Annotated in this window: 16 protein-coding genes, 1 tRNA gene and 1 pseudogene; 16 read left to right on the forward strand and 2 right to left on the reverse strand. The window is 72.0% G+C overall.

Annotation, left to right across the window (positions count from 1 at the left end; translation table 11 throughout):
• The first annotated feature begins 79 nt into the window (after positions 1-79).
• The 11 genes from ACZ6KY_RS24330 (at position 80) to ACZ6KY_RS24380 (ending at position 11,353) form a co-directional block, all read left to right on the forward strand.
• Positions 80-1,198 (forward strand): homogentisate 1,2-dioxygenase, encoded by a 1,119-nt coding sequence (locus ACZ6KY_RS24330; RefSeq protein ID WP_469312389.1) that lies wholly within the window; start codon positions 80-82, stop codon positions 1,196-1,198.
• Positions 1,195-2,382 carry an alpha/beta hydrolase family protein gene (locus ACZ6KY_RS24335; RefSeq protein ID WP_469312390.1) on the forward strand — a complete coding sequence of 396 codons (1,188 nt, stop codon included), beginning with the start codon at positions 1,195-1,197 and terminating at the stop codon, positions 2,380-2,382. Before ACZ6KY_RS24330 ends, ACZ6KY_RS24335 begins: the two co-directional genes overlap by 4 nt.
• Before the next feature lie 88 nt (positions 2,383-2,470).
• A complete protein-coding gene (locus ACZ6KY_RS24340; RefSeq protein ID WP_469312391.1) occupies positions 2,471-3,679 on the forward strand; it encodes a thiolase family protein in 1,209 nt (402 codons plus the stop codon).
• A complete protein-coding gene (locus ACZ6KY_RS24345) occupies positions 3,676-4,437 on the forward strand; it encodes an SDR family NAD(P)-dependent oxidoreductase (protein ID WP_469312392.1) in 762 nt (253 codons plus the stop codon). The genes ACZ6KY_RS24340 and ACZ6KY_RS24345 overlap by 4 nt, the downstream gene beginning before the upstream one ends.
• 21 nt (positions 4,438-4,458) lie before the next feature.
• Entirely contained in the window at positions 4,459-5,628 is a 1,170-nt protein-coding gene (locus ACZ6KY_RS24350) for an acyl-CoA dehydrogenase family protein (RefSeq protein ID WP_469312470.1), read from the forward strand.
• Positions 5,625-6,371 carry an enoyl-CoA hydratase/isomerase family protein gene (locus ACZ6KY_RS24355; protein WP_469312393.1) on the forward strand — a complete coding sequence of 249 codons (747 nt, stop codon included), beginning with the start codon at positions 5,625-5,627 and terminating at the stop codon, positions 6,369-6,371. Before ACZ6KY_RS24350 ends, ACZ6KY_RS24355 begins: the two co-directional genes overlap by 4 nt.
• A 64-nt stretch (positions 6,372-6,435) precedes the next feature.
• Entirely contained in the window at positions 6,436-7,212 is a 777-nt protein-coding gene (locus ACZ6KY_RS24360) for an SDR family oxidoreductase (protein WP_469312394.1), read from the forward strand.
• A gap of 45 nt (positions 7,213-7,257) precedes the next feature.
• On the forward strand, positions 7,258-8,445 hold the full coding sequence (locus ACZ6KY_RS24365; RefSeq protein WP_469312395.1) for an acyl-CoA dehydrogenase family protein: 1,188 nt from the start codon (positions 7,258-7,260) through the stop codon (positions 8,443-8,445).
• A complete protein-coding gene (locus tag ACZ6KY_RS24370) occupies positions 8,438-9,820 on the forward strand; it encodes a phosphotransferase family protein (protein WP_469312396.1) in 1,383 nt (460 codons plus the stop codon). The genes ACZ6KY_RS24365 and ACZ6KY_RS24370 overlap by 8 nt, the downstream gene beginning before the upstream one ends.
• A gap of 88 nt (positions 9,821-9,908) precedes the next feature.
• A complete protein-coding gene (locus ACZ6KY_RS24375) occupies positions 9,909-10,502 on the forward strand; it encodes a TetR/AcrR family transcriptional regulator (RefSeq protein ID WP_469312397.1) in 594 nt (197 codons plus the stop codon).
• Between the two features lie 86 nt (positions 10,503-10,588).
• Positions 10,589-11,353, forward strand: coding sequence for a crotonase/enoyl-CoA hydratase family protein (locus ACZ6KY_RS24380; RefSeq protein ID WP_469312398.1), 765 nt, complete (start codon positions 10,589-10,591; stop codon positions 11,351-11,353).
• A 131-nt stretch (positions 11,354-11,484) separates the two neighbouring features.
• Here ACZ6KY_RS24380 and ACZ6KY_RS24385 read toward each other — a convergent pair whose 3' ends face one another.
• Positions 11,485-12,021 (reverse strand): NUDIX hydrolase family protein, encoded by a 537-nt coding sequence (locus ACZ6KY_RS24385; protein ID WP_355857722.1) that lies wholly within the window; start codon positions 12,019-12,021, stop codon positions 11,485-11,487.
• A gap of 221 nt (positions 12,022-12,242) precedes the next feature.
• Between ACZ6KY_RS24385 and ACZ6KY_RS24390 the strand changes: the two genes are divergently transcribed.
• The 4 genes from ACZ6KY_RS24390 to ACZ6KY_RS24405 all read left to right on the forward strand — a co-directional run bounded on the left by ACZ6KY_RS24390 (position 12,243) and on the right by ACZ6KY_RS24405 (position 15,468).
• Positions 12,243-13,106, forward strand: coding sequence for a dioxygenase family protein (locus ACZ6KY_RS24390; protein ID WP_469312471.1), 864 nt, complete (start codon positions 12,243-12,245; stop codon positions 13,104-13,106).
• Entirely contained in the window at positions 13,103-14,197 is a 1,095-nt protein-coding gene (locus tag ACZ6KY_RS24395; RefSeq protein ID WP_469312399.1) for a maleylacetate reductase, read from the forward strand. Before ACZ6KY_RS24390 ends, ACZ6KY_RS24395 begins: the two co-directional genes overlap by 4 nt.
• A 244-nt stretch (positions 14,198-14,441) precedes the next feature.
• Positions 14,442-15,209: an NPP1 family protein gene (locus ACZ6KY_RS24400; RefSeq protein WP_469312400.1), complete on the forward strand. Its 768-nt coding sequence runs from the start codon at positions 14,442-14,444 to the stop codon at positions 15,207-15,209.
• A gap of 185 nt (positions 15,210-15,394) precedes the next feature.
• Positions 15,395-15,468: transfer RNA gene (locus ACZ6KY_RS24405), tRNA-Pro, on the forward strand.
• A 100-nt stretch (positions 15,469-15,568) separates the two neighbouring features.
• Here the strand turns inward: ACZ6KY_RS24405 and ACZ6KY_RS24410 are convergent.
• Positions 15,569-16,185 (reverse strand): annotated as a pseudogene (locus tag ACZ6KY_RS24410) (tyrosine-type recombinase/integrase); the annotation flags it as partial.
• 212 nt (positions 16,186-16,397) lie between these two features.
• Here ACZ6KY_RS24410 and ACZ6KY_RS24415 point away from each other — a divergent pair.
• A complete protein-coding gene (locus tag ACZ6KY_RS24415; protein ID WP_469312401.1) occupies positions 16,398-22,688 on the forward strand; it encodes an amino acid adenylation domain-containing protein in 6,291 nt (2,096 codons plus the stop codon).
• Positions 22,689-22,700: the final 12 nt, after the last annotated feature.

Genomic DNA, 22,700 nt, shown 5'->3' on the forward strand with positions numbered 1-22,700 from the left:
ATCAGTCGGTACGGTGATTCGGTGCCGGGGCGCCGGATGCCAGAACATCCGGCGCCCCGGACGAAGACGGGAGCGGTAAGTGGAGTCATTCACCCACCTGCGGAAAGGCACGACGCCCCGCAGGATCCACGCGGACCTCGAAGGTCTCAAGGACGACGAGCTCGGCCGTGGCGGGTTCGAGGGCCGCACGGCGCACCTCTACCGACGTCACGACCCCACCCAGTACCGCAGCGAGGGTCCGCTGACCGGCGTCGACATCGCCGCGAGCGCGCTGACCCCCACGGACAGGGACGACCCGAGCGGCGCGCCGCTGCTGATGTTCAGCAACGCCGACTGCCGGATCTCGCTGAGCATGCGCAACGCCCCCGCGCCGTTCTACGTGCGCAACGTCGACGGCGACGAGCTGCACTTCGTGCACCAGGGCACCGGAACCTTCGTCACCGAGTTCGGCTCGCTGGCCTACCGCCCCGGTGACTACGTCTACCTTCCCAAGGCGACGACCTACCGCCAGGTCCCCGACGAGGGCGGAAGCTGCGTCCTGGTCGTCGAGGCGGTGGACGAGTTCCGCGTCCCGCCGGCGGGCGTCCTCGGCCGGCACTTCCCGTTCGACAGCGCGCTCGTCGTGGTCCCCGAGGCCGCCGTGGTCGAGGACGACGGCCGCGACGAGTACGAGGTCCGGCTGTACCACTCCGGTCGGCACACCTCGATCTTCTACCCGCACGACCCGTGCGACGCCGAAGGCTGGCGGGGCGACAACTTCCCCTTCACCTTCAACATCGACGACTACAACGTGATCACCTCGGAGAGCGTGCACCTGCCGCCCACCGTGCACCTGTTCATGCAGGCCACCGGCGTGTACGTGATGAACTTCCTGCCCAGGGTCGCCGAGGGCGTGCCCGGGACCGAGCGCTACCCGTGGTACCACCGCAACGTCGACTTCGACGAGATCGCCTTCTTCCACGGAGGCAACGTCTTCGGGATCGACCTGCCGCCGGGCATCGTCTCGCACGCCCCCCAGGGCACGCACCACGGAGCCCCGGAGAAGGCCCGCGAACGCTCCCGGCGCCGCTTCGACCGGGACACCCGGGTCGAATGGAAGATCATCGCCGTCGACACCCGGCGGCGGCTGGTGCCCAGCGAGGCGGTCCTCACCGCGGCGGCCGAAGCCGGCGCCGCAGACCCGGAGATCCAGATATGAGCACGGAAGCCAAGAAGCACGCGTACGACCGCATCCCCTACCTGGTGATGTTCGAGGACACCTCGGCCTACCGCGACACGTACGGCGGGCCGAGCGCGATGGTCGCCCTGGAGAGCTACCTCCTCAAGCCCAAGGAGGTGGAGTCCGACACCGTCATCGTGTTCATGCACCCGATCGGCGGCGGCGCCTACCTGCCGATGATGAACGCCCTGGCCAGGGCCGGCCACCACGTCATCTACTGCGGCAGCCGCTACCGGGGCGTCGACAACGCCCTGATCATGGAGAAGGTGGTCCAGGACCTCGGGGCCTGCGTCCGCGACGCCCGCGACCGGCTCGGCTACGCCAAGGTCGTGCTGGCCGGCTGGAGCGGCGGCGGCTCGCTGTCGCTGTACTACCAGCAGCAGGCGCAGAACCCGACGGTCACGGCCACCCCGGCCGGCGACGCCCCGGACCTCACCCGCTGCGACCTGCCTCCGGCCGACGGCATCATGCTGCTCGCCGCGCACGTCAGCCGGCACGGCACCATGACCGAGTGGCTGGACGCCTCGATCCTGGACGAGACCGACCCGGACGTCCGCGACCGCGAACTCGACCTGTACGACCCGGAGAACCCGAACCAGCCGCCGTACACAGCGGAGTTCATCGAGCGCTACCGGGCCGCGCAGATCGCCCGCAACCGCAGGATCACCGCCTGGGTGAAGACGCAGCTCGCCGAACTGCGCGAGTCCGGACGCGAGTTGGAGGAGCGCGGCTTCGTGGTGCACGGCACGATGGCCGACCCGCGCTGGCTCGACCCCGCCGTCGACCCCAGCGACCGCGCCCCGGGCTGCTACCTGGGCGACCCCAAGGTCGTCAACAACGGCCCTGTAGGCCTGGCCCGGTTCAACACACTGCGCGGCTGGCTCTCCCAGTGGAGCTACGACGACGCCAACGGAGACGGCGTGAAGTGCGCCGCCGACCTGAAGGTCCCCGCGCTGGTGATCGGCAACAGCGCCGACGACGCCTGCACCCCGAGCCACACCCAGCGCCTCTTCGACGCGGTCGGCCACCCGGACAAGACCCTGCACGTGGTCAAGGGCGCCACGCACTACTACGCGGGACCCGACCAGCGCCCCCAGCTGGCCGAAGCCATCGGCGTCATCACCGGCTGGATGGCCGAGCGCGGCTTCGCCCCGTCCGCCTGACCGCCGCAGCCGTCAGCCCCGTACCCGACCGACGTACCCCACCGACCGCGCACCCCTCGTGTCCCGGTCGTCCCCGAGAAGGTTTCCCATGCCCGAAGCAGTAATCGTCGAAGCGGTCCGTACCGCCTCCGGCAAGCGTCACGGCTCCCTGTCCGGCTGGCACCCCGCCGAGCTCGCGGCCCGGACGCTGATCGCGCTCCAGGAGCGCTCCGGCATCGACCCCGCCATCATCGATGACGTGATCATGGGCTGCGTGACCCAGAACGGTCCCCAGAGCACCAACGTCGGCCGGACGGCCGTCCTGGCCGCGGGCTGGCCCGAGACCGTGCCCGCCACGACCATCGACCGGCAGTGCGGCTCCTCCCAGCAGGCCGTCCACTTCGCCGCACAGGCGATCATGGCCGGGACCTGCGACGTGGTCGTCGCGGCCGGTCTGGAGTGCATGTCGACCGTGCCGATGTTCTCCAACGCTCCCGGCGGCGACATCCGCGCCGTGTACGGCGAGGCGGCGCACCAGCGCTACGCCGACCGCGAGGCGTACGGAGCCAGCGGTCTCGTCCCGCAGGGCATCTCCGCCGAACTGGTCGTCGACCGGTGGAAGCTCACCCGCGAGGAACTGGACGCCTACGGCCTGCGGAGCCACCAGCGCGCCGCCGCCGCCCGGGACGAGGGACGCTTCGACCGGGAGATCGTCCCCGTGCCCCGCAAGGTGCGCGACCGCGAGACCGGCGAGGTCACCGAGCCCGGCGACACCCTGCTCGCCGACGAGTGCATCCGCGACACGTCCCCCGAAGCACTGGCCGGCCTCAAGCCGTCCTTCATCCCCGAGGGCCGGGTGACCGCCGGAAACTCCTCGCAGATCGTCGACGGTGCCGCCGCCGTCCTGATCATGAGCGCGGACAAGGCACGCGAGCTGGGCCTGCGCCCCCGCGCGGTCATCCGCCACATGGCCGTGACCGGCTCGGACCCGGTGGAGATGCTGACCGGCCCGATCCCGGCGACCCAGCGGGTCCTCGCGCGGTCCGGCATGAGCCTCGACGACATCGACCTCTTCGAGGTCAACGAGGCCTTCGCCTCGGTCGTCCTCGCCTGGCAGCGCGAACTGGGCGCCGACCCGGCCAAGGTCAACGTCAACGGCGGCGGCATCTCGCTGGGCCACCCGCTCGGCGCCTCGGGCGCCAAGCTGATGGTCACCCTGCTGCACGAACTGGAGCGCACCGGCGGCCGGTTCGGCCTCCAGACCATGTGCGAGGGCGGCGGCATGGCCAACGCCACGGTCATCGAGAGGCTGTCGTGACCCCGGGGGCCCACGTCATCGACCTGAGCGGCAAGGTCGCCGTGGTGACCGGGGCCTCCAGCGGACTCGGGCGCCGGTTCGCCCTGACGCTGGCCGCGGCCGGTGCCACCGTGGTCGCGGGGGCCCGCCGCACCGACCTCCTGGAGTCACTGGCCGCCGAGCACGACGGCATCGTGGCCCACCGGTGCGACATCACCGACGAGGACGACTGCGCGGCCCTGATCGCCCGCGCCGAACAGCTCGGCGGCGTGGACATCCTGGTCAACAACGCCGGCTGGGCCGACGCCCTGCCCGCCGTGGATCAGCCGCTCGCCTCGTTCCGCAAGACCCTCGACATCGACGTGACCGCGCTGTTCCAGCTCAGCGTGCTCGCCGCGAAGTCCATGACGGAGCGCGGTGGCGGGGCGATCGTCAACATCGCCTCCGTCCTCGGGCTCGTCGCCTCGGCCCCCGTCCCCCAGTCGGCCTACGGCGCCGCGAAGGGCGCGGTCATCAGCCTCACCCGGCACCTGGCCGCCGAATGGGCCCCTTCCGGGGTACGCGTCAACGCCATCGCGCCGGGCTGGTTCCCCAGCGAACTGACCGCCGAGATGCTGGCCGACGAGTCCGCGAGCCGCTGGATCGCACGCAACACCCCCATGGGCCGGCCGGGCCGGCCCGAAGAACTCGACGGAGCCCTGCTGCTGCTGGCCGGACCCGGCGGCAGCTTCATCACCGGACAGACCCTCGCGGTCGACGGCGGATGGACCGCACGATGAGAGAGGAGGCACGCGATGGCTGTGCACCGTGATCTGTTCGACGAGACCCACGACGACTTCCGCAGCAGTTTCCGGGCCTTCGTCCAGGCCGAGATCGTCCCGAACCACGAGAAGTGGGAGGCGGCGGGCCGGGTCGACAAGTCCATGTTCCTGGCCGCCGGAGCCCAGGGCTTCCTGGGCATGGCCGTCCCGGAGGAGTACGGCGGCCTCGGCGTCGACGACTTCCGCTACAACGTGATCATCTCCGAGGAGCTTCAGCGGGCCAACGTCATCGGCTCGGGCATGTGCATCACGCTCCACAACGACATCGTGCTGCCCTATCTGCTCAGCGCCACCAACGAGGAGCAGCGGGCCCGCTGGCTGCCGGGCTTCGTCACCGGCGAGATCATGGGCGCGATCTCGATGACCGAGCCCGGCGCCGGATCGGACCTGGCCTCCGTCCGTACGACCGCGATCCGCGACGGTGACCACTACGTCGTCAACGGCTCCAAGACGTTCGTCACCAACGGCCTCAACTGCGACCTGGTCGTCGTGGCCGCCAAGACCGACCCCGAGGAGCGCCACCGCGGCCTCAGCCTGATCGTCGTGGAGGACGCCACCCCCGGCTTCAGCCGCGGACGCCACCTGCGCAAGATCGGGCTGAAGAGCCAGGACACCGCGGAGCTGTTCTTCGACGAGGCCCGGGTGCCGGCCGCGAACCTGCTCGGCGAGCCGGGGACGGGCTTCGCCACCTTGATGGCGAACCTGGCCCAGGAGCGCCTGGCGCTGTCGGTCTCGGCGATCACCGGTGCCCGTGCCGTCCTGGACTGGACGATGGACTACTGCCGGGAGCGCGAGGCCTTCGGACAGCGGCTGTCCTCCTTCCAGAACACCAAGTTCGAGCTGGCCGAGATGCTCACCGCCACCGAGGTCGCCCAGGTCTACGTGGACTACCTCGTCCGCCGTCACCTGGCCGGCGAACTGGACGCCGAGGACGCGGCCAAGGCCAAGTGGTGGACGACCGATCTCCAGCAGGACGTCGTCAACCGCTGCCTCCAACTGCACGGCGGCTACGGCTTCATGGAGGAGTACCCGGTCGCCAGGGCCTTCCTGGACGCACGGGTGCAGACCATCTACGCCGGGACCAACGAGATCATGAAGGAGATCATCGGCCGGTCCATCGACGCACCCGACAAGCGGGCCCGCCGATGAGCGTCGACTGCGAGACACGGGACGGCGTCGCCACCATCACCCTGAACCGGCCCGGCAAGCTCAACGCCATGACCGACACGATGTGGAGCGCGCTGGAGGCCCTGCTCGCCGGGCTGACGGCCGACCCCGCCACCCGCGCGGTGGTGGTCACCGGAGCCGACGGGGCGTTCTGCGGCGGCTCGGACGTCGAGGGACTGCTCGACGACCTCGACGCGCTGCCCGACCGGATCAGGGTCTCCAACCGCTGTGTCCTCGCCCTGCACGAGGCACCGTTCCCGACCATCGCGATGGTCGACGGGATCGCCGCGGGCGCGGGCGTCAACCTCGCGCTGGCCTGCGACTTCGTGATGGCCAGCGACCGGTCCCGCTTCCTTCAGCTGTTCATCCGGCGCGGACTGTCCCTGGACAGCGGCGGCAGCTGGCTGCTGCCCCGACTGGTGGGGGAGCGCAGGGCGCGTCAACTGGCCTTCCTCGGCGACTCGTTGGACGCCGCCACCGCGCTGGACTGGGGAATGATCACCTCCGTGGCGCCGCCGGAGGAACTGGCCGCCGAGGTGGACGCCCTCACCGGCCGCCTTCGCAAGCTCTCGCCCTCGGCGCTGGCCGGCACCAAGTCGCTGCTCAACAACGCCTGGCAGACCTCGCTCGCCGAGGCACTCGAAGCCGAGATCGACAACCAGGTCGCGGTGATCGCCTCCCCCGAAGCACAGGCGGCCATCGCCGCCTTCGTCCGCAAACGCTGACCGGACACCGGCCGGGCACGAGCCCGCCCGCACCCCGCACCGCACACGAACCAAGGAGTCAACGATGGAACTGGCAGGCAGCTCGGCGATCGTCACCGGCGGAGGCTCCGGCCTTGGAGAGGCCACCAGCCGCCTCCTCGCCGCCAAGGGACTCAAGGTGACCGTCCTCGACCTCGACGAGGTCGGCGGCAAGCGGGTCGCCAAGGACATCGGCGGCCGGTTCATCGCCGCGAACGTCACCGACCCCGACCAGGTCATCGCCGCCGTCGACGCCGCCGTGTCCGACGCCCCGCTGCGCGTCGTCGTCAACTGCGCGGGCATCCCGAGCCTCGCCCGCACCGTCGGCAAGGACGGCTCGTACGGCTCGGCCCACGACCTCGACGCGTTCCGCAAGGTCGTCGAGGTCAACCTGATCGGCACCTTCAACGTCGTCCGCCTCGCCGCGACCGCGATGTCCCACAACGAGCCCGACGCCGACGGCGCGCGCGGCGCGATCGTCAACACGACGTCGGTGGCGGCCTTCGACGGACAGATCGGCCAGGTCGCCTACAGCGCCTCCAAGGGCGGCGTCGTCGGACTCACCCTGCCGCTGGCCCGTGACCTCGGGGTCGTAGGCGTCCGCGTGAACACCATCGCGCCCGGACTGATCGAGACGCCGATCTACGACACGGTCCCGAACCCGGCCGAGTTCAAGGCCAAGCTCGCCAAGGACGTCGTCTTCCCGCGCCGGCTCGGCCAGGCCGAGGAGTTCGCCAGCCTCGCGTGGGAGCTGCTGTCCAACAGCTACATGAACGGTGAGGTGATCCGGATCGACGGGGGCGTCCGCCTTCCCCCCAAGTGAACGACGCACCGCCCTGCCCGTCCGCTGCTGTCAGGAATGAAGCCCATGAGCAATTCAGGATCACAACTCCGCGCCGCCATGCGGGAGTTCGTCGACGGTGAGGTCATCCCCGCCGAACGAGCCCTGGACGCGGGCGGCGACACCGCCGCCGTCGCGCTGGGGCGCCTGCAGGCGAGCGCCAAGGAAAAGGGCCTGTGGGCGCTGGGCCACCCCGCCGAGATCGGCGGCGGCGGTCTGCCGTTCTACGAGTTCGCGCTGGTCAACGAGATCATCGGCCGCTCCAAGTACGGACAGCTCGCGGCGGGCACGCTGTCGATGCAGGACGCGATCATGCTCCACCGCTTCGCCAGTGAGGAGCAGAAGCAGCGCTGGCTGCTTCCGCTGGTGGCGGGGGACATCACCCCGAGCACCGGGATGACCGAGCCGGAGGTCGCCGGATCGGACCCGACGCTCATCCAGGCCACCGCCCGGCTCGACGGCGACGAGTGGGTCATCGACGCCCACAAGTGGTTCACCACCGGCGGCTCCAACGCGGCGTTCACCACGGTCTACGCCCGCACCGAGCCGGACGACGTCAAGGCCCACCAGGCCCTGTCCGCCATCGTCGTGCCCGCCGGCACCCCCGGCTTCGAGGTCGTCCGCGTCCTGAAGACCATGGGCTCCACCGGCGGGGACCACTGCGAGATCCGCCTCACCGGGGTCCGCGTCCCCTACGAGAACCTGCTCGGCGAGCGCGGCGGCGGATTCGCCGTCGGCCAGATCCGCCTCGGCCCCGGCCGGATCTTCCACGCCATGCGCTGGCTCGGCCAGGCCCAGCGCGCCTTCGAGCTGATGGTCGAACGCGCCAACACCCGCTACGCCCACGGCTCGCTGCTCTCCCAGAAGGGCGAGATCCAGCGCTACGTCGCGGAGTCCGCCGCCGAGATCCACGCGGCACGGCTGATGGTCCTGGACGCGGCGAAGCAGTTCGACCGCGACGGACAGGCCCGCATCCAGATCAGCATCGTCAAGTTCTGGGCCGCGCAGATGCTCCACAACGTCATCGACCGCGCGATCCAGGTCCACGGCGCCCTCGGCGTCACCGACGACACGCCCCTCGAAGGGATGTACCGCGAGGCGCGTTTCGCCCGCATCTACGACGGCCCGGACGAGGTCCACCGGATGGTCGTCGCGCGACGACTGCTGGCCGACCCCTCCCGCGCCCCCTGGCTCCAGGACGGTCTCGATGACTGACCAGGAGGAGATCGAGACGCGCCTGACCGCCGCCTGGGGCGCCCCGGTGACGGCCACCGTCCCCAGCGCCCTGCCCGGCGGAGCCAGCCGGCAGACCATGCGCTTCACCGCCGAGGTCGCGGGCCGCTCCCGCGACCTGGTGCTGCGACGCGACCTGTCGGGCCCGGCCGGTGCCGCGACCATGGACCTGGAGGCCAAGGTCATGGCCGCCGCCGCCGCGGCCGGGGTGCCGGTCCCGGAGCTGGTGGACAGCGGGGCGTCGCTCGGCGGCAACCCCTACATCGTGATGAGCCATGTGGCGGGCGAGGTGATCCCCCGCCGCCTGCTGCGCGAGGACGCCTACGCCACGGCACGGGAGACCCTCGCGGCACAGTTCGGCGCCATCGCCGCGCGGATCCACACGATGTCCCCCGACACCCTCGGCGGGCTCGACCGGCAGGCCCCGATCGCGGCGCTGCGCGCCCTGGCCGAACGCTGGGACTCGCCCCGCCCTTCGGTCGAACTCGGCATCCGCTGGCTGGAGGACCACCCCGTTCCCGCCGTCACCGACACCGTCGTCCACGGAGACCTGCGCAACGGCAACGCCATCGTCGGTCCCGAGGGCATCCGCGCGGTCCTGGACTGGGAACTGGTCCACCGCGGGGACCCCGTCGAGGACCTCGGATGGCTCTGCGTGAAGGCATGGCGCTTCGGTTCGGCCCTGCCGGTCGGCGGGTTCGGCACCCGCGCACAGCTCCTCGACGGATACGAGCAGGTGGCCGGCTGGCGCCCGACCGACGCGCAACTGCGCTGGTGGGAGGTCTACAGCACGATCCGCTGGGTGCTGATCTGCCGTCAGCAGGCCGCCGTACACCTGGAGGGCGAACAGGACTCGCTCGAACACGCGGTGATCGGCCGCCGGGTGTGCGAAGCGGAGTTCGACCTGCTGCTCGCACTCGGGCTGACCCGGCCGGAGAAGGCCGAGGACAGGCTGGCAGCCGTCGACGCCGCGGAGTCCGAGACGGTCGGCACGGGCGCCGCGCCCCACGACGCACCGGACGCCGACCACCTGCTCGCCGTGGTCGAGCGCACCCTCGCCCGCGGTGAGCTCGGTTCGCAGGGCGGCGGCAGCTACCTCGCCAGGGTCGCGGCCAACGCCCTGCGGATCGTACGGCGGGAGCTCCTGCTCTCGGCCGAGGTCACCGAGCGGCATCGCGAGCGGCTGGACGGCCTCGGGTTCGCGACGGAGCGGGACCTCGCCGAAGCCCTGCGCTCCGGCGCCGTGACACCTGTGAACCCCCGCGTGGTTCAAGCCGTCGTCGGGACGGTGCGGGACAAGCTGCTCGTGGCCAACCCGGCGTATCTCGGCCGGCCCGACGCCCCGGAAGAGGGCTGACAGCGAGGGCACCGGCGCCCGCGAGTGGGCGCGACGACCCTCGGTAGTCTCTACCTCCCCCGGCAACCTTCTCGAGAACGGCAGGTCAATGGCCCCCAAGTCACCTCAGAAAGCTCGGATTCTGCGTGCGGCGGCGGAGTTGTTCGCCGAGCACGGCTACCACGGCACCGGGATGGCCCAACTCGAGGCGGCTGTAGGGCTCCAGAGAGGCGCGCTATACCACCACATCGGGAACAAGGAAGCACTGCTCTTCGAGATCAGCGCCTCCCAGTTGCGCGTCATGGTCGAGATCGCGCTCGACATCGAGAAGCGCGTGGAGGATCCCGAGGAACGGTTCAGAGAACTGGCCCGGACGCTGATGGAGAACATCGCCGACCACGTTCTCGAATGGACCGTCCACTACCGGGACTTCACCGCGCTCACGGGACCGCTCATGGAAACCGTGCTCGATCTGCGCAAGCAGTACGAGCAGGTGTGGCGGCGCGCGCTCGACGCGGGAATCGACGCCGGGGACTTCAAACCGCTGCCCGAGGCCGTGGCGTTGAAGGGAATCCTCGGAATGTTCAACTACTCGTACGTCTGGTTGAAGAAGGACGCCGGACTTCCGCCGCGCGAGATCGCGGACGTCTTCTGCGACACCTTCCTCGCGGGCATCCTGCGATCCGCGCCGTCGAACGGCTGAAGAAGGCCAGCGCCGTCGAACGGCCGAAGAACACGTCGTCCGAGCACCTGAGCCGGAACGACCGCACCACAAGGAGAACGAACGACATGTCGGACGAAGTCCTGGTCGAACGCCGCGACGGCGTGCAGATCATCACCATCAACCGGCCGCAGGCGAAGAACGCCCTGAACCTGGCAGTCGCCCGCGGTATCGCGGACGCCGTCGACGAGCTGGACGCGTCCGACGACCTCCGGGTCGGCGTCCTGACCGGCGCCGGCGGAACGTTCTCCGCCGGGATGGACCTCAAGGCCTTCCTCAGGGGCGAGAGCCCCGCGATCGAGGGCCGTGGCCTGGCCGGCATCACGATCACCCCGCCGAAGAAGCCGCTGATCGGCGCGGCCGAGGGCTGGGCGCTGGCCGGCGGGTTCGAGCTGCTGCTCGCCTGCGACCTGGTGGTCGCGGGCGAGACGGCCAGGTTCGGGGTTCCGGAGGTCACCCGCTCCCTGGTGGCCGCCGCCGGTGGCGCACTGCTGCTGCCGCGCCGCATCCCGTACGCCATCGCCATGGAGATGCTCCTCACCGGCGATCCGATCACCGCGCAGCGTGGCGCGGAGGTGGGCCTGGTCAACCGGCTGGTGCCCGAGGGGAAGGCGCTGGAAGGCGCGCTGGAACTGGCCGCGCGGGTGGCGTCGGCCGGCCCGCTCGCGGTCGCCGCGACCAAGCGGATCGCGCGCTCCAGCGCGGACTGGACGCTGGCCGAGGGCTGGGAGGAGCAGGAGCGGATCATCGCGCCGGTCTTCGTCTCCGAGGACGCGCGCGAGGGCGCCGCCGCCTTCGCGGAGAAGCGCGGCCCGGTGTGGAGCGGCCGGTAGGACGGGGTGGTGACGGTCCGTAGGTCCGCACCCACGGACCGTCGTCCCAGCCCGTCGGGCGGCGCCGGGCACGGTCCTGGCCCGCCGCCGGACGGTGTCCGGGGTGTCCGTCGGCTCTCCCGCTCTCCGCGTCAGGCGATACGTCCGACGTACGCCAGCGCCTGCCTGAGCAGTACGCCGTGACCGCCCGGCATGTCGTCCGTGACCACCGGTGACGCGGCCTCCTCCGGACTGAACCACACCAGGTCGAGGGCGTCCTGCCGGGGGCGGCAGTCGCCCGTCACCGGCACGATGTACGCCAGGGACACGGCGTGCTGGCGCGGGTCGTGGAACGGCGTCACGCCCAGCGTCGGGAAGTACTCGGCGACGGTGAAGGGATGCAGGGAGGCCGGGATCCGGGGGAGCGCCACCGGGCCGAGGTCCTTCTCCAGATGGCGCAGCAGGGCGTCGCGGACCTTCTCGTGGTGCAGCACCCGGCCGGAGACGAGGGTACGGCTGACCGTCCCGTCCGGACCGATACGGAGCAGGAGCCCGATGTGGGTGACTTCGCCGTTGTCGTCGACGCGCACCGGTACGGCCTCGACGTACAGGATCGGCATACGGGCGCGGGCCGATTCCAGTTCGTCACGGGACAGCCAGCCGGGCGTGGTTTCGGTCAAGTCAGACATTGCTTGATCATACTTTCCGTGCGTCCGGTGCGGGCGTGATGCTCCAGGTCAACGATGCCCCACGGAAAGGGGTATCGCGCGTCCTTCGGCGTCGGCCACACTGTTTCGGCCCAGTGGGCCGGACGCGGCGGAGAGGTTCGTCAGCTTTGAACGGTGTGCCCCGGCGGCCTCGTAGCCTGGTGTCCGCCCGGCAGGACGACCGGCGGGACCACGGGAGCGGCATGGCCAAGGAACTCACCACGGACATCACCGACGCTGTCGTCGACAGCTTCGCGGGCACGGCCGACCCGAGGCTGCGTGAGCTGCTCGGCGCGCTCACCCGCCATCTGCACGCCTTCGTCCGCGAGACAAGGCCGACGACGGGGGAGTGGGAGAGCGCCATAGCGTTCCTGACGGAGACCGGGCGGACGTGCACGGACACCCGCCAGGAGTTCATCCTCCTGTCCGACGTGCTCGGCGTCTCCATGCTGGTGGAGAACCTGAACGGCCACCGTGACCCGGGCGCGACGGAGTCGACGGTCCTCGGCCCGTTCCACATGACGGAGTCGCCCGCGCGGGACCTCGGCGCGACCATCGACCTGGTCGGCACCGGCGAGCCGTGCGTGGTCAGCGGCCGGGTGCTGTCCCGGGACGGCACCGCGCTGCCCGGCGCGGTCCTCGACGTGTGGCAGGCCGACGGCGAGGGCTTCTACGACGTGCAGCGGCCGGACGTCCAGCCGCCCGGCAACGGACGCGGGCTCTTCACCGCGGACGCCGAGGGCCGCTTCCGGTTCCGTACCTGCGTTCCGAGCCCGTACCCGATCCCCACCGACGGCCCGGTCGGCGCCCTGCTCGCGGCCACCGGCCGGCACCCCTGGCGCCCCGCCCACATCCACTTCATCGCCTCGGCCGAGGGCCACGCCCCGGTCACCACGCACATCTTCGTGGCGGGCAGCCCCTATCTGGACTCCGACGCCGTCTTCGCCGTCAAGCGGAGCCTCGTCCAGGACTTCGCCGAGACCGACGACCCCGCGTCGGCACGGGAGTTCGGCGTCGCGAACCCCTTCCGGCACGCCCGCGTCGACCTCGTACTGGAGCCGGTATGACCACCCCGCCGAGCACCCCGCTCGACTTCTCCTACGAGACCCGGCCCGCCCGGGTCGTCTTCCGGGCCGGCGCCTCGGTGACCGCGACACCGGGGGAGGCCGCGCGGCTCGGGCTGCACCGGGTGCTCGTGGTGTGCGGCAGCCGGGGCGCGGAGGTCGCCCGGTCGGTGGCGGACGCGCTCGGTGAAAGCTGCGTGGGGGTGCACTCGGGAGCCCGGATGCACGTCCCCGTGGAGGTCGCCGACGAGGCGGTCGAGGTGGCGCGCGCGACGGGCGCCGACGGGTGCGTCGCCGTGGGCGGCGGCTCCGCGATCGGCCTCGGCAAGGCGATCGCGCTGCGCACCGGCCTGCCGCTGATCGCCGTGCCCTCCACCTACTCCGGTTCCGAGATGACGTCCGTGTGGGGCCTGACCGAGCACGGGGCCAAACGCACCGGACGCGCCTCCTCCGTGCAGCCCCGCTGCGTCGTCTACGACCCCGAACTCACCCTCGGACTCCCGGTCCCGCTCTCGGTGACCAGCGGCGTCAACGCCCTCGCGCACGCGGTCGAGGCGCTGTACGCCCCCGACGTCTCCCCGCTGGTCTCCCTGATGGCCGCGGAGGGCGTACGGGCGATGACGGGCGCCCTTCCCGACGTGGTGGCGGCCCCCGGCGATCCCGAGGCGCGCGCCCGCGCCCTGTACGGCGCCTGGCTCTGCGGTGCCTGCCTCGGCGCTACGACCATGGGTCTGCACCACAAGCTGTGCCATGTCCTCGGCGGCACCTTCGGTCTGCCGCACGCCGAGACCCACACCGTGGTTCTCCCGTACGCCCTCGCCTACAACGCGCCCGCCGCTCCGCGGGCGATCGCCGTTCTGTCGCGGGCCATGGACACCGACGACGTCCCGCGCGCCCTGCGGGAACTCGCGGGAGGCCTCGGCGCTCCCCGCACTCTCGCCGAACTCGGCCTGAGAGAGGCCGACTTGGCCCGCGCGGCGACCTTGGCCGCCGCGGAGTCGTACCCCAACCCCCGTGAGGTGACCGCGCACGGCGTCCTGGGGCTGCTGACGGCCGCCTACGAGGGCTGGGAGCCGCGGAGCGAGGACTCCTAGGGTTTCCTTGCCTGACGGCAACTTGCCTTACAGCAACTCGGCTGTCAGGCAAGGGAGTTGTGTCCAGAATCGGTCCGGTGACTCCCGACAGGCCGCCCCACCCTCCCCATTGGCGCATCCGTCATCGCTCTGACACCCGCCGCCTCTGGTGTTTTCCGCGCCCGCCCGGAAGGCTGACCTGGGCATGCCAAGATGACCGCCTGGTCTGCCCTGCCCCCATGCCGCGGTCGATCTGGAGGAAGCAGTGACAAGAAGCTCGCGGACCCGCAAGGTCTCGCTCGTCCTCGGCAGCGCCGTCGCGCTGGTCGTCGCCTTCCCGGGCAGCGCCCTCGCCGATCCGCCCACGGCCTTGCCCGGGAACGCGGACGCACTGGAGTCGACGTTCCAGCCGGCCTTCGACTACGACACCGACGGCTGTTACCCGACACCCGCCATCGGCCCCGACGGCACGATCAACCCCGGTCTCAACCCCTCCGGGGCCCTGAACGGCCACTGTCACGACTCCTGGGACCTCGACAACACCAACGGGTACTCCCGCGAGAAGTGCAACAACGGCTGGTGCGCCATCATCTACGGCCTCTTCATGGAGAAGGACCAGGCCGTCGTCGGCAGCGGCCTGGGCGGGCACCGCAACGACTGGGAGCACGTCGTGGTGTGGGTCCAGGACAACGAGGCCAAGTACGTGTCCACGTCGGCCCACGGCAACTTCAAGATCTACACCCGGGACCAGATCCGCTGGGACGGAACGCACCCCAAGGTCGTCTACCACAAGGACGGCATCGGCACCCACTGCTTCCGGCCCGCGAACACCAACGACGAGCCGCCGGAGAACGCCTACCACACCTGGCAGTTCCCGACGCTGGTCGGCTGGAACGGCTACCCCGCCGGACTCCGCGACAAGTTGAGCGCGTACGACTTCGGCAGCGCCGTCTTCGGCCTCAAGGACGGCAACTTCAACTCCCACCTGACGAAGGCCAAGCCCGCCGGTATCACGTTCGACCCCAACGCCTGACCGGCCCTCCGGCGGCGGGTGACGTGCCCCGCGCCACCCGTTGACGAACCGGTCTGACGACCCCCGCCGTGCCCGGACGGCGACCCCTGCTGCGCTGCGACGATGACCGTGTGTGCGCGGCCGTCCACCGACGTGCGGTAGGGTTCGGGTGCGCGAACACGCGGGTCACCGCGCGTGAGACGCATCGGGACGTGGCGCAGCTTGGTAGCGCACTTGACTGGGGGTCAAGGGGTCGCAGGTTCAAATCCTGTCGTCCCGACTGGAGACAGTCGCAGATCAAGGGCCGGTTTCGGAGGTATCCGAAACCGGCCCTTGATCATTTTTGGGGACCGGTCGGGGACCGGCGTACTTGACCGGGGTCAGCGGGTCACGACGATCGGGCTCGGCAGCGAGCGTGGCGCGCGCAGCACACTGAAGTGCGCGGAGAGCGCCGCCCCGGCGGCCGTGATCTTGTGTACGTCGGGGTGCAGGTATCGCTGGGTCGTGGTCAGCGATCCGTGGCCGGCGATGCGTCGCAGGACGTGGACCTGCACGCCCGCGTCGGCGAACCAGGTCGGTCCGGTGTGCCGGAGGTCGTGGCGGCGCAGGTGCTCGTAGCCGAGCTTGGTGACCACGTCGTCCCAGTGTGTGGTGTCGCGCAGGACGGCGGTGGAGATGCGTCCGCCGCGCGGACCGGTGAACAGGCGGGCATCGGGATGGGGACCGGCGGACAGGATGCGCTGGGCGACGAGGGGGCGGATCTCCTCGACGATGGGAACCTTGGGGGCCCGCTTGCCCTGGTGCCCTTGTCGGTCAGGCCGCCGGGCGCGGGCGTGGTCTGACGCCGCACGGTCCAGATCCACTGGGCGGTGTCGAAGTCCCCGACACGGCAGCCTGACACCTCGCCGATCCGTGCGGCGGTGCACGCGGTGAAGACGACCACGTCGCCCCAGCCGCGGTACTGGTCGTGGGAAGCGGCAACGAGCGCGTTGGCCAGATCATCGCCCCGATCCGTGAGGAGTTCCTGGGGCTGCTGCCTGCCCGAGGGGAACACGCGCCCCGGAGAGCATGGACGTAATGCCTGCGGCCCCGGCACACCGCCCCACCCCGCACCGGCAGTCGAATCTGCTCACGACGCTGCGTCTTCTTCCCTGGGGACCGTGCCCGGCCGGCGGCAGGCTGCTGGGAAACACGGCTGGGAGGCTCACAGTGACAACAGGACCGGCCCCCGAGGGGGCACCGCACGACGTGGACACCCGCACGGCATCCTTCGCGCAGCGCCGGCTGTGGTTTCTGGACCAGCTGGCGGGCTCCTCCACCGGATCGATGCTCCCGCTGGTCCTGCGGTTGCGGGGGGTCCTGGACGCCGGACGGCTGGAGCGGGCGCTGGGCGGGATCGTGGTCAGGCACGAGGTTCTGCGCACCCGGTTCACCGCCGTCGACGGGGAGCCGGTGCCCGTGGTCGACGCCCCCGGGGGCTTCACGCTGCGGCGGATCACGGCCGACGGGCCCGCTGATCTGTTCGCCCGGTGCCTGGGGCGTCCCGTCGACCTGTCCGCCGGGCATCCGGTCCGTGCCACTCTCGCCCGCGTCACCGAGGACGAGCACCTGCTGCTGATCGAGGTCCATCACATCGCGGTGGACGGGTGGTCCTGGGGCGTGCTGCTGGAGGAACTGGCCGCGGGCTACCGTTGCGAGCCCGTCGACCCGCTCGCCGTGCGGTACGCCGACCTCGCCCGCGCGCAGGCGGAACGCCTCCGCGGGGAGCGGCTGGAGCGGCTGCTCGGGCACTGGCGGGACCGGCTGGCCGGGCTCACCCCGCTCGACCTGCCCACCGACCGGCCGCGGCCCCGCGTCTGGGACGGCTCCGGTGATGTCGTCCGCTTCGGCCTGCCCGCCGAACTGGTCGCCGCCGTGGACGCCCTGGCCCGCTCCCGACGTGCCACCCGCTACATGGTCCTGCTCACCGCCTACCAGGCGCTCCTGGGTCACTGGTCGGGCCGCACGGACGTCGCCGTGTGCAGCACGCTCGCCGACCGTGCCCAGCGCGGCGCCGCCGCGCTGATCGGCCCACTGGTGAACACCGTCGTGCTGCGCACCGACCTGTCCGGCCGACCCGGCTTCCACACGCTGCTGGACCGGGTGCGAAGCCGCGTACCCGGTGACCTCTCGCACGCCGAGGCCCCCTTCGACCTGGTGGTCGGCGTGCTGGGCGGCTCCCGCGACCTGTCCCGGCATCCGCTCGCCCAGGCGTCGTTCACCCTGCTCAACACCCCCATCCGGCCCGTGCGGATGCCGGGCCTGGACGTGTCCCTCGTCGAGCCGCCGCTGACCGAGACGCCGCTGGACGTCTTCCTGGACCTGACCCTGCGCGCGGACGGCAGCATCGCCGCGATCCTCCAGTACGCCACCGCGCTCTTCGACGCCGCCACGATGAGTGCGTTCGCCCGGGCGTACGTGGCACTGCTGCAGGCAGTCGTCGCCGACCCCGCAACGCCCGTCCAGGACCTGGCCCGTGCACTGCCCGCCGGGCCCGGCGCACCCGCCCGCCCCCGCCCCGAGTGGCACCACGCCCCCGACCGTCCCGCGGGCCCGCCGGAGGCGATCGCGTTCTCCGGCCGGGCCGACGCGGCCGCGCTGCTGTGCGGCGACGACAGCGCCACCTACGGCGAACTCGACAGCATGTCCGGCGGACTCGCCGCCGCGCTCCAGGCAGTCGGCGTCACCCCGGGCGACCCCGTGGGCGTCCTGCTGCGCCGCGGTTTGTGGTCGGTCGCCGCCATCGAGGGAATCTGGCGGGCCGGCGGCGCGTACGTGCCCCTCGATCCCGAACTGCCCACCGAGCGACTGACGTTCATGGCCGAGGAGGTCGGTCTGGCCTGTGTTGTCACCGATCCGGTGACGGCCGCCACCGCCGGCCCGCTCGCGCCCGCCACGGTCGATGTCACGGCCGTCCCCCCGGACCCCGACGGCCCCCGCCACCGGCCTCATCCCCGGCAACTCGCCCATGTCGTCTTCACGTCCGGGTCCACCGGCCGGCCCAAGGCGGTGGGCGTCGAACACGCCGCGCTCGCCTCGCACGTGGCCGCCGCCCGCCGGCGCTTCGGCATCACCGCCGCCGACCGGGTGCTCGCCTTCGCCTCCTTCTCCTTCGACGCCTCCCTGGACCAGGTGCTGCCCGCTCTCACCTCGGGCGCCACCGTCGTCATGCGCCCCGAGGAGCCCTGGCTGCCGAGTCAGGTACCGGAGATCGTCCAGCGGCACGCCCTGACCGTCGTCAACGTGCCGCCCACCTACTGGGCGGAGCTGACGCTCTGCCTCGACCGGCGGCTGGCCGCGGCCCTCGCACCGCTGCGCCTGCTGGTCCTTGGCGGGGAAGCCGTCCCGGCCGACACCCTGGCCGCCTGGCGGTCCGCCGTTCCGTGGGTGCGGGTGTGCAACGCCTACGGGCCCACCGAGACCACGGTCACCGCCACCACCCACGACGCCGAGGACCCGCCCCCCGACAGCGTGCCCATCGGCCGGCCGCTCGGCGACCGGCGCGTCTACGTGGTGGACGCCGACGACGCGCAGGTGCCGGTCGGCGTCTCGGGCGAACTCCTCATCGGCGGCACCGAGGTGGCCCGCGGCTACCTCAACCGCCCTGCCCCGACCGCGCGGAGCTTCGTACCCGATCCGTACGGTCCGCCCGGCAGCCGCCTGTACCGCACCGGCGACATCGTCCGCTGGACGCCCGCGGGAGAGCTGGAGTTCGTCGGCCGCCGCGACGACCAGGTCAAGATCCGGGGCTTCCGCGTCGAACTCGGCGAGGTGGAGACCGTGCTGCGCGCGTCTCCGTTGGTCGCCACGGCCGCCGTCCGCCCCGACCGCGCCACCGGACGCACACTGACCGGCTACGTCGTCCCCGCCCCGGACGCGCCCTCGGCGCCCGGCCGGGCGGAACTGCGCGCCTGGTGCGCACGCTATCTGCCGCACTACGCCGTCCCCTCCGACTTCGTCGTCCTGGACACCCTCCCGGTCGGCGTCTCCGGCAAGCTCGACCGCTCCGCACTGCCCGATCCGTCCCGGACCCGGGCGGGCGACGACCGCGCGCACACCCCGCCGCGCGACGAGACCGAACGCGTCGTCGCCGAGGTGTGGGCCGACGTGCTGGGCCTGGACGAAATCGGCATCGACGACAGCTTCTTCGACCTCGGCGGACACTCCCTGCTCGCCACCATGGCGGTCTCCAGGATCGCCCAACGGCTCGGGCGGGACATCGAGTTGCGCACCGTCTTCGAGCACCCGACGGTGCGCGGCTTCGCCCCGCGCGTGGCCGGCGCCCGCACCTCCGGCACGGCCGAGGTGGTCCCCGTCGACCGCACCCGGCCGCTCCCGCTGTCCTTCGCGCAGGAACGGCTGTGGTTCCTGGACCGCACCTCGGACCGCGGCGACTCCTACCTGCTGTGGTACTCCTGGCGGGTGCGCGGCGGACTGGACCGTACCGCCTGGCAGCAGGCCCTGGACGACCTGGTGGCACGGCACGAGGTGCTTCGCACGGCGCTGATCGAGAGCGACGGCCGCCCCGTGCAGCAGGTGTGCGACCCGGTGAGCGTCCCGCTCCAGTGGGAGGCCGCGCCCGAGGCACCGGACCTGGACGCGTGCCTGGACGCCGTACGACGGCGGGCCGAGGCGCTCGCCACGCGCCGCTTCGACCTCGCCCGGCCGCCCCTGCTGCGGGCCGGGGTGTGGGAGCTGGCCGGTGACGACCACGTGGTCCTGCTGGCCCTGCACCACGCCGTCACCGACGGGTGGTCCAAGGGCGTCCTGCTCGACGAACTCGCCCAGCACTACGCGGCCCGCCTGGCGGGCCGGGAGGCGGCGCCGGCACCGCTGCCCGTCCAGTACGGCGACTTCGCCGTGTGGCAGCGCGAGCGCACCGACAGCGGTGCCCTGGAGCCGCAACTCGCCTACTGGCAGCGGACGCTGGAGGCCGCGCCCGCCCTCGAAGTGCCCACCGACCGGCCCCGGCCGACCGCGTTCACCGGCCGCGGCGGCGCCGTCGAGGTCGACCTGCCCGCCCCGCTCGTGGAGCGCGTGGACGCCTTCGCCCGCGAGCGCGGCGCGAGCCGGTTCATGGTGCTGCTGGCCGCCGCCCAGGCCGTCCTCGCCCGCTGGTCCGGTCAGACCGACGTATCGGTGGGCACCCCCGTCGCCGGCCGCGGCCGGGTCGAACTGGAGCCGCTGGTGGGCTTCTTCGTCAACACCGTCGTCCTGCGCACGGACCTGTCAGGGCGCCCCGACTTCGCCGGACTCGTGGACCGGGTACGGGACGTCGTCCTGGGCGCCTTCGACCACCAGGAGGTTCCCTTCGAACGGGTCGTGGAGCGGCTACGCCCCGAGCGCGACTTGTCCCGCAACCCCCTGTTCCAGGTCATGGTGGACGTCCAGGACGCCTCCACGGGCGGCTCCGGACTTCCGGGCCTGGACACCACCGACTTCCCGCTGCCGTGGAGTTCGGCCAAGTTCGACCTCACGGCCACCTTCGTGGTCCGCCCCGGACGGTTCGCCCTCAACGTCGAGTACGCCGCCGACCTGTTCGAACCGGCCACCGTCACCCGTTTCGCCCGCCATGTCGGCAGGCTGCTGGAAGCCGTCGTCGCCGACCCCGGCACCCGGGCCGACGAGGCACCGCTGCTCACCGCGGGAGAACGGGACCGCCTGGTGGCGTCGGCGGGGCGGGACGCCGCGCCCGCGCCGAGGTTCCGGGTGGCCGGCCGGCCGGACGACCCGGCCGTCGTGTGCGAGGGGACGACCCTCGAACACGCCCGACTGGACGCCCTGACCGGCGGGTTGGCCGCCGCCCTGACCGACGGGGGAGTGGCCCCCGGCGACGCCGTCGGCGTGTGCGTCGGCCGGGGTGTGTGGTCCGTGGCCGCGATGCTCGCCGTCTGGCGGGCGGGTGGTGTCTACGTCCCGCTCGACACCCTGCTGCCCGAGGAGCGGCTGCGGTACATGCTCCAGGAGGCCGGGGTCCGGCATGTCGTCTCCGACGCGCGCACCCGCGAGAAGGTCACCGCGCTCGGCATGGCGGTGGTCGACGCCGACGAGGTCCGGCCGCAGCCCGACGGCCCCTGGCACACCCCCGACCCCGGCGACCTGGCGTATGTCATCTTCACCTCCGGCTCCACCGGCCGCCCCAAGGCGGTCGGGGTCGAGCACCACGCCCTGGACGCCCATGTGGCCGCCGCACGCGAGAAGTTCGCGCTGACGGCGCACGACCGGGTGCTCACCTTCGCCTCGACCTCCTTCGACGCCTCCCTGGAGCAGATCCTGCCCGCGCTGACCGTCGGCGCCGCGGTGATCGTGCGCCCGGACGAGATCTGGGCCGTGGAGGAACTCGCCGACCGGGTCGCGGCCGAGCGGGTGACCGTCATGGAACTCACCCCCTCCTACTGGGCGGAGCTGGTGTCCCGGCTCGACCTGCTGGCCCCGCGCCTGGCGTCCCTGCGACTGCTGGTGACCGGGGGAGAGGCGCTGCCCGCCGATCCGCTGGAGCGGTGGTTCGCGTACCTTCCCGGGGTGCCTGTGCTCAACACCTACGGGCCCACGGAAGCGGTGATCTCCGCCACCGCGCACAGCGTCGCCGCCGTCCCACCCGGCGGGGTTCCCATCGGCCGGCCCCTGGGCGGTCGCCGCGCCTACGTGGTCGACCCCTTGGGCGAACTCGTCCCCGAGGGCGTACCCGGGGAACTCCTGCTCGGAGGGGCCGAGTTGGCCCGGGGCTACCTGGCGCGGCCGGCCCTGACCGCCGAGCGGTTCGTGCCCGACCCCTTCGGCACGCCCGGCGGCCGGCTCTACCGCACCGGTGACGTCGTACGCCGACTGCCCGAAGGCGAGCTGGAGTTCCTCGGCCGCAACGACGACCAGGTCAAGATCCGCGGGTTCCGTGTCGAGCCGAAGGAGGCCGAGGCGGTGCTGCGCCGGCACCCCGGAGTGCGGGGCGCGGCGGTCGTCGTCCGCACCCTGCACGGCGAGAAGGCGCTGGTGGGCTACGCGGTCGGCAGCGGCCTGTCGGAGGAGTCCCTGGAGACGCAACTCCGGTCCCAACTGCCGCACTACCTGGTGCCCTCGGCGATCGTCCTGCTCGACGCGCTGCCCCTGACGGTCCAGGGGAAGCTGGACACCGCCGCCCTGCCGGAGCCCGCGGCACGCGAGCGGCACGCTTTCACGGCGCCGCGCACCCCGGCCGAGACGGTCGTCGCGCAGGTCTGGTGCGAGGTGCTGGACCTGCCCCGGGTCGGCGTCCACGACGACTTCTTCGTCCTGGGTGGCCACTCGCTGCGCGCGGTGGCGGTCGCCTCCCGGCTGCGCACCGCGTTCGACTGCCCGTTGCAGGTCCGGGACCTGTTCGAACACCCCACGGTGGCGGGGCTCGCCGCCGAGGTGGAGCGCCGGCTGCTGGAGCTGATCTCGCAGATGAGCGACGACGAGATCGACCTCTCCCTCACCGACTTCTGAGCGCCCGCCGCG

This window comes from Streptomyces sp. NPDC042002 (assembly GCF_055588305.1).